Below are 13,078 nucleotides of genomic sequence, written 5' to 3' on the forward strand. Positions count from 1 at the left end.
CTAGATCATGGACAAAACATGCAGTTCATGAATAAAACGGAGCAGGATTTACCCTGCTCCGTTTTCCCAATTCTCTACTGTATCTCTATTGCTGATCATCCCCAGGGATGGAGATCTATCCCGCTTAAATTTTCGCTTCTGCGTGTTCCTTTTCAAAGAAATCCGCATAAAAATCCGAGATTGGGCTGTTACGAATCCCGAGAATGGTTTCTTCTACTGGGTAGGCTACTTTTCGAATCGCAGGCTTCAAAGCCTGAATCCCAGAAACACCAGCGATACTTTCTAATTGCAGGTAAGCTGCTTTTCGGTCATTTTCTTTTGAGCGGCCGACAGATCCCGCATTGATCATTAACTTCGGTTCCTGATTCCTGGATCCTGGCAGATACCGGAGATAAGACAGGTGGGTATGCCCTGAAATGATGACATCCACCTGTTCCTTCTCAAACAGCTGGCAAAGCCTGTTTTCCTCGGCATCTTCATAAAGATACTCTTCATTACTATCGGGACTACCATGAACCAATAAAATGCGCAGTCCTTGCAGTTCAATTTTCAGTGTGGCGGGTAATGTGGACAAAAAAGCTTTATTAGCCGGTGTAATGTTCTGCTTTGTATAATTAATCGCGGCTAACCGTGCTCTTTGTTCTGCTAAACAGTGTTTGGAAAGCGAATGAACGGGATGATCAAAAGCGATGCGCTCATCGTGGTTCCCCATTATGGCAGGAATTTCCATTTCTTGAATCAATTCAATCACTTCATTATGCCATGGTGCAGCATCGGTTAAATCCCCAAGGCAATAAACCTGATCTGGCTTAAACGAGGCGATATCATTTAATACTGCTTTTAGGGCTGGTAAATTGGCATGTATGTCGCTAATGATGGCTATTTTCATTGGTATAAAACAATTAACCTGCGTCTAAATCCTGTTCATTACGGATTTTATGTACAAAACCGGCAAGTTCCCGAGTATAGTTATCGAGCATAATTGCCGATTCTTTGATCCCTTCCACAATAATTTTCAGGTCTTCGGGAGCATTACGGGAATCGTCAATCAAATCAGATAAACCCAGAATTTTAACCACCGGCTGCCTTAATTCATGAGAAATTTTAAACAACATCTCTTCCATAGCATTGACTTGATCTTCTCTATCTTTTTCTTCTTTTTCTTTTCGTTCAGAAATGAGTGTCCTTAAAGAAAGGTATTGCACCGGTTTGCCCATAGCGTCTTTAATGGGCACAATCACACTATCTACCCAGTAATAGCTTCCGTCTTTGGCTTGATTTTTTATTTCTCCATGCCATACCTGCCCTTTTCCGATCGTAGACCACATCTTTTTTAGGAATTCTTTGGGATGAAAGCCGGAATTAATGATGCGGTGATTTTGACCCAGCAGCTCTTGTCTGCTAAATTTAGACACCTCACAAAACCGTTGATTCACATGTATAATCGTCCCCTTCACATCTGTAATAGAGGAAATTATACTGGTATCCACAGCTTGTTGATACGCCATTAATAGCGGAATCAATCGTTCCTGAGCACTGTCTACCGTATAAACTTCATTCCTCTTTATTATTCCCATAAGCGCTCAAATTTACGATTTACCCCTGTTTTCCGGGCAATAAAAAGTAAATTAGAAACACTCAGTTAAATTCTGCTCAGCCTAAAGAACAGTATGCGTTTCTGGCGGAAATACCAATAAAGGTAATTTTGTATCAACGGCCATTCTTTGTGTGTGACTACCTTCAAATAACCTCTTGATAAAATTATGTTTGCGATGAACCATAGCCAGCATGTCTATATCTACATGATCAGTGAGCCAGTTTAAACCTTCATCGATTCCCATATCTTTTACATGTCGATAATATACTTTATGGTAATGCACTTTACAGGTCACATCATTTAGAAAGTCGTCAATTTTCTTTTGATCAACTTCAGGATCAAAATCATCCTTACTGATATGAACGATTAGAATTTCCGCATTGAACGGCCGCGCAAGAAATGCCAGTGAATGAATCAACGCCAGGTCTGCTGCAGTTAAATCTGTCGCAAATGCGATTCTTTTAAAGGGTTTAAACTCCGTCCCCGGCGGAATTAATAAGACGGGCAGATTAGTGTTGGCGATTAAATCCCTGCTGGTACTTCCCAGGAACAATTTATTCAGGCCACTTGCGCCAGAGGTACCCATTACTACCAGGTTAATTTCCTCTTTTTCTGCTAACACCTTGATCAACTCAGGTACAGTTCCTACTTCGGAATATACCTTCAAAGGCGGACACTTTTCGGGAGCAATTCCGGCATCTTTAGCTGGTTTCTGCAGTTTCTCCGAAAGTTTTTCCAGTTCCCGATCGGCATCTTGTTTCAAAGTACCCAGGTCCATTAGGGGCCAGGCTACCTGCGGCGACATGAGTGCTGCTGCCGGCACCATAATGGCATTGCAAAGTTTAAGACCTGCTTTTATATGTTTTCCCAGTTCATAAGCATAAAATGCGGCATGATCTGCATTAGGAGAAAAATCAGTAGGAATCAATATAGTTTTCATCGCGCTTATTTTAGTTGATCTTTAACTAAGGTCGGAAATCCTTTTTTAAAGAAATATGATATCTATCATACTAAACACTGATAATGAGCCTATTTGTTTTAAAAAAAAATCCTGTCTTCATCAGGTCGTTAAAAACCAACAAAGACAGGATCGTATTTTGCAAAAAAAGCAGGGATATTCCCCTTTGAGCAAGTATTTAGAAAACCGGTTCAGCTGCTACCTGGAAATCTTCATCTCTCAGGTGTACCACTTCCATACTTTTTTCATAGTTTGTTGACTTCTTAGAGAAGAAATCATGCTGTGTAGTTTCGCCGTTCAATCCATTTAATACAATAGAATTTACTGCTTTCACCTCAAACAGCTCTTCAAAACCAAGGTTCATCATTGCTTTATTGGCATTGTATCTTACATATTCTTTTACATCCGCAGTCAACCCAACTTCGGTATACAACTCATCAGTATACTTCAATTCATTTTCATAAAGCTCCATTAAAAGATCAATCAGTTCTTCTTTACTTTTTTCCGGATTTGGTAGTTTTTTATAAAGATCCTGTGCCAGCAAACCTACAAACACACCATGAATAGACTCATCTGCTACGATTTTCTTGATGATGTCTGCACTAGCTACCATCTGACCTTGTCCTGCCAACCACAATGGCATAAAGAACCCACTGTAGAATAAGAAGGACTCCAATAATACCGATGCGGCAAGGCCCATAAATAAGGTTTCATCGCTTACTTTGCTGGCATCCAGGTTTCTGTAATATTTGTCAATAGTGGAAGCTTTAAATTGTAAAAGCTTGTTATTTTCCACCCATTCAAACAGTTCATTGATTTCTGCAGTACTATTTACTGTAGTAAAAATTGTAGAGTAAGACTTGGCATGGATGGCCTCCATCATACACATAAAGGACAATACTGCTTTATTTTGCAGTCCATTGATATGGTCTAACAATTTAGGCATTCCGGTATGGCTTTGCAGGGTATCTAGTAAAGTAAGGCCACCCAATGCTTTTTTATAAGCTTCCTGGATTTCAGGGCTCAAAGACTTCCAGCTGTCAATATCTTTAGAAGGAATATATTCAGTATCCACCCAAAACTGACGAAGATTTTGCTCCCAGAACATTCCTGCGTAATCATTTTCAGGTGTATTCCAGTTTACTGCTTTATATGAACTCATTTATATAATTTAATAAGGTAATTAATTAAGTCGGGGGTTAAACCGAGCAGGAAACACATTCATCAATGGAGGCTTTACGCGTCCTGGTATAATACAGGGATTTCAGTCCCATTTTATGGGCATAGATATAGTATTTAGCAATATCACGCGTACTGTCTTTCGTATTGGTATGCAAAATCGTTGAAATTCCCTGATCCACATGCTTTTGAATAACCGAAATCAGGCGCAGCACGTTCTTCTGATCCATATCATACGCAGATTTGTAGAAGAAATAATTGTCGTTATCCAGGTAAGGCATTGGGTAATACGTGGTACTATCGCCATACTCCCTTACTTCAATCACATCCACTACCGGCATTACAGACGCGGTTGCATTCATGATATAAGAGGTAGATTGATTCGGTGCAATGGCCAGACGGTAAGCATGGTAAAGACCATGGGTTTTCACCTGGTTCATCAGTTCCGTCCAATCTGCAACCGTCGGAATTGCCATTCCTTCGAATAAACCAGCAATTTTATCGCTTACTGGTGCAATGTCTTTGCTCAGGTAAGGCTGGAAATAATTGCCATTTGCATATTCTGATTGCTCAAAACCTACAAACGTCTCTTTTTTCTCTTTTGCGATTTCCATTGAACTCTGAATAGAATAGAAATTGACCATCATAAAGAACACATTACAGAAGTCCAGTGCTGCTGCACTTTCATACATGATAAAGTTTTTGGTCAGGAAGCCATGTAAGTTCATCGCACCAAGACCTACACTGTGCAGTTCTTTATTTGCTTTCTGTACAGAAGGCACCATGGCAATATTGGTCAGGTCGGAAACTACGGTTAAAGATCTCATTGCAGTTGCTACTGCTTCTTTGATCCTTTTATTTTCCATTACCGTGGCGATATTCAATGAGCCGAGGTTACAGGAAATTCCGTAACGGATGGTATCTTCTTTGCCATAGATCTCGATGTCTGAAACTTCAGAGATCTGCATGATTTCGGTACAAAGGTTAGAGAACTTCACGTTTCCAAGTTCCTTTAAAGCATGTCCTCTATTGGCATTTCCTTTGAAGAACAGGTATGGATAACCACTTTCTTTTTGGGTCTGAGCAATTTTCACCATCAAATGACGGGCATTGATCTTTTTCTTTTTCACCAAAGGGTTGGTCACCAATTCCTCATACATCTCGTTCATGTCCAATTCATCCAGGTATTTACCATATTGTTTATATACCGTATGTGGATAGAATAGGTAGCAGGCTTCATCATTTTCTGCAAGTTCCATGAACTTATCAGGCACAATCACACCTATAGAAAGGGATTTTATGCGGACTTTCTCATCCACATTGATCTTTTTACAATCCAGGAACTCTTCAATATCTGTGTGGAAGATGTTTAAGTATACCGCTCCAGCACCAGGGCGCTGCCCTAATTGATTGGCATAAGAAAAAGTATCTTCCAGAATTTTCATGATCGGCAATACACCGCCTGCACGACCTTCAACATCTTTGATCGACTCCCCTCTTGCACGTACTTTAGAAATGTTAAAAGAAACACCGCCACCGATTGAGGAAAGTTTCATTGCTGAATCAATCGCATATCCTATACCATTCAGGTTGTCACCGATTTCGTCCAGGAAGCAGGAAACCAGTTCACCGGAACGTTTCTTACCTGAGTTTAAGAAAGTAGGTGTTGCCGGCTGATACTCTTGGTTGATCAGCAATTCAGCATATTGTTTGGCTTGAGGTACATCGCCTCTGGCCAGAAATAAAGCAACTGCAACCACTCGATCTTCATAGCGTTCCAGAAACTTCTCACCGCTATCGTCTCTTAGCGCATAACTTTGAAAAAACTTGAAAGCACTCATGAAAGATTGGAACCTGAATTTCTTGGCAAAAACCAGGTCGTATACTTCTTCCATCTGTTCAAATGTATACCATTGATAGAAATCAATGTAATACTCCTGTTCTATCAGGTAATCGATCTTCTCTTTTAGCGTATAAAAGAAAACCGTATTTTTATTTACATAGTCCAAAAAGTAAGAGCGAACAGCTTCCTTATCTTTGCTAAGGCTGAATTCGTCGTCTTTTTTAACCATGATCTCGTTGTTCAACAAGATCCATTTTTTAGTCACCATATCTTTTAGCCTTCTATATTGTCTATAAATTGTTGAACATCAGCTGCGGTTCCTGAGAGCTCAAACTGCATTAAAACAGGCAGCTGAAACAGGGCAGAGATTTTTTTTGCAGCGAGGGCATAGTTAGGGCCCCAGTTTTTATTCCCGCTGGAGGTAATTGATTTGATCCTGCCGCTATTTTCCTCCAGGAAACGCAGCGTGGAGGCTGGGATTTCACCGAAACCTGTGGTATAGGTAATCAGATGTCCCTCCGCTAAAGGCGCAGACACCTGATCAATCTTTTGAATATTCCAGTCGCGCTGTAACTTTAAGCGGTTCACAAACCGCTCTACATTACCGGTTTTACTGTCATAATAAATGCAGGTCATCGCAGCAGCAAGGTTAAACTGCTAAAGCGGCCAATTCTTCCGGTTTATAACCGATCACTCTTGCCATTTCCTGTTCTGCTTCCATTAGAATCACCGTAGGTACAGAACGTACTCTGAATTGCATGGCCAGTTCAGGTTGATTGAAGGGGTTAATGGTTTCGTATACCACTCCTTTTCTATCCAGATATTCCGAGACCATATTACATGGGCTACAATCTTCTTTTTCGAATTTGATGATTCTTTTAGTACTCATTTCGTAGGATTTTATTAGTAAAACAGGCCTCATGCAGGCCTGAGGATCGAATTCAAAAATGGCAAATATTATCTAGAAAGGCTCTAAGCTGTTATCCACATTCGGTGGAAAAACAACTAGATTTTATGACAGATGAGGTACTGATAAAGTCGCAAAAATGATTACACTATATAGGGCTTGTTCTGTAACCCATTCTGATCAAGTTTATTGAGTAAAATAATAGAATGATGGAAAGCGTTTCTTCCATAAAAAAAGCTATACGCTGAGCGGGATGGCCCTGTGTATAGCTGGTCTGGAAATGACAAAATTCTGTTTTGAAAACTATTCTGTTTCTTCTTCCTCTTCTAAATAGATTTCATGAACCAGGAATTTCACTTTTTCCATCGTTTCTAATAAATCTTCTATGTCTTCAGAAAGGATATGATGGATGAGGTCGCCGGTTTCCGGAATTTCAGAATTTGGAATTAATTCAAAAGCTTCAATACTGCCGCTCAAATTAAGGTTTACAATTTTCACATAATTAACCCCGTTATCGATCCAATCTTTCAGAATATTGGCGTCAAACTCTACATATCCTTCTATGTTTACCTTTTTCATGATGGTAAAGCTAAGGATAATTCGGGATTATCCTTTTAAAGGGAGTTTGATCACTCCTATTCTAGGCTTGATATTGCCGAAAAGCAAAATTTTTATACCTAAAAATACCTGATCCAGATTTAGAAAAAAAAGAGGAAGTAGTCGGGAAGTGTTCGGGAAGAGCAGGGCATTATTATAGGGTTCTGATAGGGTTGCTATAGTCTCTGCTATCCCAAACCCTATAGCAACCCCCTCCAGCCCCCTCAGGAAAGCAGGTCTCTTCCAGAGCACCTCCTACCCTTAACCGGAAGCTGAAATGCTGGAAATTATCAAAATAAACACCTCCAGCAGCCAAGCTCCTGATCAAAAAAAAGCCGACCATTCGGTCAGTTTCAAAACAAATAAATTATAAGCCATTGCGGAAATTAAATCCGCTTTGCTGGTATTTAGTTAAATTAAGGGGCAACGATGGTAAACAGGTATACTGCAAAAATCACTAGCAATACAATTCCCTGCAAAATATTTGTCCGGCCGGTAGCCAACGACATCATGATGGTAAACAAAGACAACAGTAATAGTACGGTTGATTTCATATCTATGCCCAGGGTGATGGTCATTCCGGTGACCATAGAAACAATTGCAACAGCAGGAATTGTTAAACCGATACTGGCCAATGCAGAACCCATTGCCAGGTTAAGGCTGGTTTGCAAACGGTTCTTTTTTGCGGCACGATAGGCTGCAAGACCTTCCGGCAGCAGTACCACTGCGGCAATAATTACGCCCACCAATGATTTCGGTGCTCCGGCATTGACTACTGCCAGCTCGATATCTGGCGCTAATGCTTTAGCGAGTAATACCACTATCCCTAAGCACACCAATAATAGCAATGCACTCCATAAGGCTACACTTTTACTTGGTGGATCTGCATGGACATCTTCATCTCCATCCGCTTCCGGAGGAAGGAAAAAGTCGCGGTGTCTAACCGTTTGTACCAGGACAAAAGTACCATATAAAACCAGGGAAACGATCGCTACAAAACCTAACTGTGCGGATGTATACACCGGACCAGCGGTACTTGTCGTATAATTAGGAAGAATGAGGGTAAGGACTAAGATTGCGGTAAGGGCGATTAATGCGGCACTTACGCCTTGTGCACTGAAAACCTGCTCTTTAAATCGGGCACCGCCCACCACTAAACAGAGTCCTATCATTCCGGTTAAAATAATCATCACCGCAGCCAACACTGTATCACGGGCTAAGGCAGTAGTTTCGGGTCCTCCCGTTAACATGAGGGATACAATCAGGGCAACTTCTATGACCGTAATGGCCAGCGCCAATAATAATGTACCATAAGGTTCACCAACTCTGTGGGCAACTACTTCCGCATGATGTACCGCAGCAAGCACACTACCGATTAATACTGCAGCAAGTACAATAGAATAGAGGTTTCCCAATTCTAATGACATTCCAAAATAAGCAATCCAGGCTAGAAGGGGAATAACAATGGTCCATAAAGGAAGAGGTAACTTTTTTTTCATAGTAAAAGATATTTATTTAGAACCAAAAAAATCAATAATTGTTTAAATTAGCTACATTTAGTCGTTATATTAAAATTAGAACCGGGTATTTATACCTGTTTTTTCATTAGGGTATTTTCACGCTTATAGAAGCTGTAAAGTACAGCTACTTTCGAGGTATACAAATATCAACCTCCAATGATAGCCGAACCAGTACTTAACGAACCCTTAAATTTACGGATCCTTAGTGAAGGATTATTCCAACCTGTGCTCCATTTAAATCTGCAGCACCAAGCCGGCGGCAGAATTTCCGGAACGGCAATTATTACCATAAAAGAGTTGACCGGCCCACTTAACCTCAGCTTTAAGGTAGTTGGAAATTACCAAAATCAACTTTCCAATGTATCTATACAGCTCAAAGGTCATAAGCTAATGGATAGTGCCCAAAATCCCTGCTTATTTTTGAATTTAGAAATGAATTCAGAGTATACCACCGGAATTTGTAATTACCAGTATCATAGTGAAGTCAGTAAAACGGTGAGCAACGCAACAGTATCCAGCATACTATTTGCAACGACACCTTCAAAAAAAAATTTTAGTACAGCTGATCTTCCTCAAAATAATCGTTACGCTCTATTGTGATCAAATACTACTCAAATTAGTAGTTGATTTTATAACTGGCAGTCCCCCACCTGCCAGTTTTTTTTAAACCAAAATTGACCAACCTATATTCTAGAAAGAAAAAAAGACCAAAAAAATTCCTAAAATGTATATTTTTTGTATAATTTCATCACAAAAACCTCCTCGAATTAGATATATTTAAGTTTTTCCAGACACCTTAATCGTTTTTATATGCTTCCAGATCAATCCCTAGAATCGAATTATTCACATTATTTAGAAGGAGGAGGAGAAATGGGGCAGTTGATTCGTGATTATGACTGGTCGAAAACCGCTATTGGTGCTCCTGAACAATGGTCGCAAAGCTTATTAACCACCATTAGTTTGATCATCAGCTCCCATTTTCCAATGTTTTTATGGTGGGGAGAGGAGCTCGTGCAATTTTACAATGATGCTTACCGGAAAAGTCTGGGCAATGATGGCAAACATCCCGCCGCCCTCGGACAATGTGGTGCAGATTGCTGGCCGGAAATCTGGCCTACTGTTCAGCCGATGATTGATCAGGCACTTGCTGGTGGGGCTGCCACCTGGTGTGAAGATATATTGCTTCCAATTTTCAGAAATAACCAGATAGAGAACGTTTACTGGACTTTTAGCTTTAGCAAAGTGAAAGATGAACCAGGAAAAACCGGCGGTGTACTGGTCATCTGCTCAGAAACTACAGAAAAAGTCCATGCCGATCAAAAGATGGAAAAGACACTGGCAGAACTGGCTGATAGTGAATCCAAAATCAGGTATATGCTGCAGGATGCTCCTGTTTCCATTGCGATGTTTACGGGCTACGATTTCATTATTGAATCGGCAAATAAACAGGCCCTGAAAGAATGGGGTAAAGGTGAAGAAGTCATTGGCAAGCCGCTGGCATATGTTTCGCCGGAACTAAACGGGCAGCCATTTTTAAAATTATTGAAAGAGGTAATGGACACCGGGATACCTTATTATGGAAATGAAGTTCGTGGCTTATTGAAGCAGCAGCATAGACTGGAAGAGTTTTATGCCAATTTCGTTTATCAGCCGATGAAGGATGAAAATGGTAAAACCAAAAGCATTTTAATGGTGGCCAATGTGATTACTGAGCAGGTGGTTGCAAGAAAGAAAGTGGAACAGGCGGAAGAAATGCTGCGTTTATCTATCGAATCTGCAAATGTAGGCACCTGGAGACTGGATATTGAAAGCAATACTTTTATTGCCTCTCCGCGGATGAAAGAGTTGTTTGGTTACACCGCGGAGGAGGAGGTGACATTGGCTAATACACTCGATCAGGTGCATGAAGATTACCGTCAGCAGGTTGCTGATGCGATCGTTAAATCTATAGAAACCGGAAAAGATTTTAGTGTGGAGCACCCAATTATAGGTCGGAACCACCAAAATATCCGCTGGGTAAGGGCTTTGGGTCGAATTTATCCTATGGAAGCTGGCCATCCTGCCCACTTTTCGGGTATGATGTTAGATATTACGGAACAAAAGCAGGACGAGATCCGAAAAAACGACTTCATTGGAATGGTGAGTCATGAGTTGAAAACTCCGCTGACTTCTTTAAACGGATATCTTCAATTGATGATGCTCAAATTAAACGCCCCAAATGGTGACTTTATGGCTTCCTGTTTAAAAAAAGCGGATGTGCAGGTTAAAAAAATGAGCAGTATGATCAATGGTTTCCTGAATTTATCCAGGTTGGAATCGGGAAAAATACATTTGAATATGGAGCATTTTGACCTTGGTCAATTGATCAGAGAAACAATTGAAGAGACCAATCCCACCTTACATCAGCACGTCATTTCCTTAAATCCCTGTGCTGGAATGACCGTACACGCCGATCGTGATAAAATCGGATCTGTGGTCTCCAATTTACTGAGTAATGCGGTAAAATATTCGCCGAAAGGAAAAAAAATCGAAGTGAATTGCCAGCTGACTGAATCAGCGGCTCAAATCAGTATTAAAGACGAAGGGATGGGAATTAAACCCCAATCTTTAGAAAAGTTATTTGAGCGTTTCTTTCGGGTAGAGACCAAACATACCGAAAATATTTCCGGCTTTGGCATTGGATTATACCTCTGTTCGGAGATATTGGAACACCACAAGGGTAAAATATGGGTGGAGAGTGAGGTTGGTGTGGGTTCTACTTTTCATTTCAGTCTCCCCCGAAGAACCTAACTCACGCTCCTACCCTTTAAAAAAAACTATTTTGTTTTAAATTCTACACGACGGTTTAACGCTCTTCCTTCTTCAGTAGCATTTGAAGTTACCGGATTTGTTGCCCCATGGCCTTTGATTTTTAATTTAGTGCCACTGATACCTGCATTCACCAGGTAAGATTTTACTGCATTGGCACGGTCTACGGATAGTGACATGTTGTGTGCAGCAGATCCTTCAGTTGAGGAGTTACCATGGATGGTCAACACCACATCTGGTGATTTTTTCATTTGACTCACTACCTGATCCAGGATCTCAAAAGAAGCCGTTTTTAATACATCTGAATTGAATTCAAATTGTACATTACTGAAGTTAAAACTTGCTTTTTCTTCAGGAGCAGGTGCTTCTTTCTCTTCTACAGGCGCAGGAGCTGGTTTTTCTACAGGTGCAGGAGCTGGCTTTTCTACTGGAGGAGTTGGTTTAGCGACTATTTTCTTAGTCTTGCAGGCTTGCATCGAAAGGGTCAACAACCCAATCGCAACGATTAGTGTGCGTGTTCTTAAAATTTTCATTTGTGTTTTTATGTTTGTTAAAAATAAAAATTATTATCCAATGATTAAGAAATAAAACGAATTAGTTACGGTAATAGTGTTAGGCGCAACAATTAAAGAAATCAAATGGTCTTATTCTGCTCCTGAATCAGATTTTTTTATATAGGATTTCCCGATTGGAATCAGCAGCTGCTGGGGAAGCAACCTTGTAACCAAAGAATGTGAAGAACAAACAACTACTTTTTCCCGCGTAAGATTCCGCTGGAAATACCAAAACGAAGATAGCTGTACTTATCCCTATAATATATATTATAGGGATCTTCTCCATAATATCCTGCAGCCATCATCAGGTAGGCATTGTTCATAAAAGGGAAACTGTAATGGAAAGAAAGCTCTGAATTGAGTCTTTTTTTGAGTGCAGTAAACTTATATTCCGTCATTGGATTCACTGCGTAATTGATTTCAGCATTTAGCCTCCATTGCTCTTTTTCAGGTTGATAATTCCTTAAGGAGAACTTGTAGATGAACCTGCTGAAACCATAATCGTGCTTCAGCGCTTTTTCGTAGCTAAACCATTTATGCCATTCAAAACCGGTTTCATGATTTAAGGAGTAATATCCCTTCGCTTTTTGCTTATTGACATCTCTTCCGAAATGATAGGATAAGGTCAGGTAGTTGGTTGTAAAATTACCGTTAATTGTATTGATACTGCCATCCGGATTTAAGGCCTCTCCGTCCTGTCCGTTAGAATGGTGGGTAAAATTTAAGGTGGCATATTTATAATCGGGGACAGACCTGTCCAGCCTCACAAACAAGGTTCCTCCAAGTCTGAAACTGGGTGTCCGTACTCCTGCTGATTTTTCATCTCTCACCCTGACGGTGAAATCGGGCACTACAGCAAAGGCAATAGGCAGTTCTTCTGTCGCGAGCAGCATGTAGGTGGTGGTTGCCCTTCCGTTGATCACATATTTAGTCGGTGCTCCTATTTCTCCTTTTGGCGAGATATAAGATAGTTCCGCATTCTCCTTGTAGAGCTGTATAAAATCGTTATTTATTTCCTGTCGATTTTGAGCCTTAGCAGATGCGATGCTAAAGCCATATACCAGTAAGACGATACGTAGAATTTTCATTCGGAGCCTTTAGCATAGATACGCATC

13 protein-coding genes are annotated in these 13,078 nt (G+C 40.5%); 2 read left to right on the plus strand and 11 right to left on the minus strand.

The window, feature by feature from the left end:
• Positions 1-124: 124 nt before the first annotated feature.
• From K7X70_RS17555 to K7X70_RS17595, 9 genes are all read right to left on the minus strand, one after another.
• Complete coding sequence (locus K7X70_RS17555; protein ID WP_222538305.1) at positions 125-889, minus strand: metallophosphoesterase family protein; 765 nt, start codon at positions 887-889, stop codon at positions 125-127.
• 13 nt (positions 890-902) lie between these two features.
• Positions 903-1,577, minus strand: coding sequence for a PAS domain S-box protein (locus K7X70_RS17560; RefSeq protein WP_222538306.1), 675 nt, complete (start codon positions 1,575-1,577; stop codon positions 903-905).
• Positions 1,578-1,658: 81 nt separating this feature from the next.
• Positions 1,659-2,537, minus strand: coding sequence for a universal stress protein (locus tag K7X70_RS17565; RefSeq protein ID WP_222538307.1), 879 nt, complete (start codon positions 2,535-2,537; stop codon positions 1,659-1,661).
• Between the two features lie 196 nt (positions 2,538-2,733).
• Entirely contained in the window at positions 2,734-3,717 is a 984-nt protein-coding gene (nrdF, locus tag K7X70_RS17570; protein ID WP_222538308.1) for a class 1b ribonucleoside-diphosphate reductase subunit beta, read from the minus strand.
• A gap of 37 nt (positions 3,718-3,754) precedes the next feature.
• Positions 3,755-5,845: a class 1b ribonucleoside-diphosphate reductase subunit alpha gene (gene nrdE, locus K7X70_RS17575; protein ID WP_222538309.1), complete on the minus strand. Its 2,091-nt coding sequence runs from the start codon at positions 5,843-5,845 to the stop codon at positions 3,755-3,757.
• A gap of 5 nt (positions 5,846-5,850) precedes the next feature.
• Positions 5,851-6,213, minus strand: coding sequence for a class Ib ribonucleoside-diphosphate reductase assembly flavoprotein NrdI (nrdI, locus tag K7X70_RS17580; RefSeq protein WP_222538310.1), 363 nt, complete (start codon positions 6,211-6,213; stop codon positions 5,851-5,853).
• A 13-nt stretch (positions 6,214-6,226) separates the two neighbouring features.
• A complete protein-coding gene (locus tag K7X70_RS17585; RefSeq protein WP_062551093.1) occupies positions 6,227-6,466 on the minus strand; it encodes a thioredoxin family protein in 240 nt (79 codons plus the stop codon).
• 321 nt (positions 6,467-6,787) lie between these two features.
• Positions 6,788-7,063 (minus strand): hypothetical protein, encoded by a 276-nt coding sequence (locus tag K7X70_RS17590; RefSeq protein WP_062549411.1) that lies wholly within the window; start codon positions 7,061-7,063, stop codon positions 6,788-6,790.
• Positions 7,064-7,497: 434 nt separating this feature from the next.
• Positions 7,498-8,580, minus strand: a complete 1,083-nt coding sequence (locus tag K7X70_RS17595; RefSeq protein ID WP_222538311.1) for a calcium:cation antiporter — start codon at positions 8,578-8,580, stop codon at positions 7,498-7,500.
• Between the two features lie 177 nt (positions 8,581-8,757).
• On the opposite strand from K7X70_RS17595, the gene K7X70_RS17600 reads away from it, so the two are divergent.
• Positions 8,758-9,201, plus strand: a complete 444-nt coding sequence (locus K7X70_RS17600) for a DUF1842 domain-containing protein (protein WP_222538312.1) — start codon at positions 8,758-8,760, stop codon at positions 9,199-9,201.
• Between the two features lie 210 nt (positions 9,202-9,411).
• Positions 9,412-11,391, plus strand: a complete 1,980-nt coding sequence (locus K7X70_RS17605; protein ID WP_222538313.1) for a PAS domain-containing sensor histidine kinase — start codon at positions 9,412-9,414, stop codon at positions 11,389-11,391.
• Positions 11,392-11,417: 26 nt separating this feature from the next.
• On the opposite strand, the gene K7X70_RS17610 is transcribed toward K7X70_RS17605, so the two are convergent.
• Together K7X70_RS17610 and K7X70_RS17615 are read right to left on the minus strand one after the other, a co-directional pair.
• Positions 11,418-11,942, minus strand: a complete 525-nt coding sequence (locus tag K7X70_RS17610; RefSeq protein ID WP_222538314.1) for an OmpA family protein — start codon at positions 11,940-11,942, stop codon at positions 11,418-11,420.
• 215 nt (positions 11,943-12,157) lie between these two features.
• Positions 12,158-13,051, minus strand: a complete 894-nt coding sequence (locus K7X70_RS17615; protein ID WP_222538315.1) for a hypothetical protein — start codon at positions 13,049-13,051, stop codon at positions 12,158-12,160.
• Between the last annotated feature and the right edge of the window lie 27 nt (positions 13,052-13,078).

The sequence above is a fragment of the Pedobacter polysacchareus genome (genome assembly GCF_019802255.1).
In the GTDB taxonomy this organism is placed as follows: Bacteria; Bacteroidota; Bacteroidia; order Sphingobacteriales; family Sphingobacteriaceae; genus Pedobacter; species Pedobacter polysacchareus.

Bases quoted from the DNA above. Each gene is read 5' to 3' on its own strand.
- K7X70_RS17555 (WP_222538305.1), bottom strand. From the start codon at position 889: ATGAAAATAGCCATCATTAGCGACATACATGCCAATTTACCAGCCCTA.
- K7X70_RS17560 (WP_222538306.1), bottom strand. From the start codon at position 1,577: ATGGGAATAATAAAGAGGAATGAAGTTTATACGGTAGACAGTGCTCAG.
- K7X70_RS17565 (WP_222538307.1), bottom strand. From the start codon at position 2,537: ATGAAAACTATATTGATTCCTACTGATTTTTCTCCTAATGCAGATCAT.
- nrdF (WP_222538308.1), bottom strand. From the start codon at position 3,717: ATGAGTTCATATAAAGCAGTAAACTGGAATACACCTGAAAATGATTAC.
- nrdE (WP_222538309.1), bottom strand. From the start codon at position 5,845: ATGGTGACTAAAAAATGGATCTTGTTGAACAACGAGATCATGGTTAAA.
- nrdI (WP_222538310.1), bottom strand. From the start codon at position 6,213: ATGACCTGCATTTATTATGACAGTAAAACCGGTAATGTAGAGCGGTTT.
- K7X70_RS17585 (WP_062551093.1), bottom strand. From the start codon at position 6,466: ATGAGTACTAAAAGAATCATCAAATTCGAAAAAGAAGATTGTAGCCCA.
- K7X70_RS17590 (WP_062549411.1), bottom strand. From the start codon at position 7,063: ATGAAAAAGGTAAACATAGAAGGATATGTAGAGTTTGACGCCAATATT.
- K7X70_RS17595 (WP_222538311.1), bottom strand. From the start codon at position 8,580: ATGAAAAAAAAGTTACCTCTTCCTTTATGGACCATTGTTATTCCCCTT.
- K7X70_RS17600 (WP_222538312.1), top strand. From the start codon at position 8,758: ATGATAGCCGAACCAGTACTTAACGAACCCTTAAATTTACGGATCCTT.
- K7X70_RS17605 (WP_222538313.1), top strand. From the start codon at position 9,412: ATGCTTCCAGATCAATCCCTAGAATCGAATTATTCACATTATTTAGAA.
- K7X70_RS17610 (WP_222538314.1), bottom strand. From the start codon at position 11,942: ATGAAAATTTTAAGAACACGCACACTAATCGTTGCGATTGGGTTGTTG.
- K7X70_RS17615 (WP_222538315.1), bottom strand. From the start codon at position 13,051: ATGAAAATTCTACGTATCGTCTTACTGGTATATGGCTTTAGCATCGCA.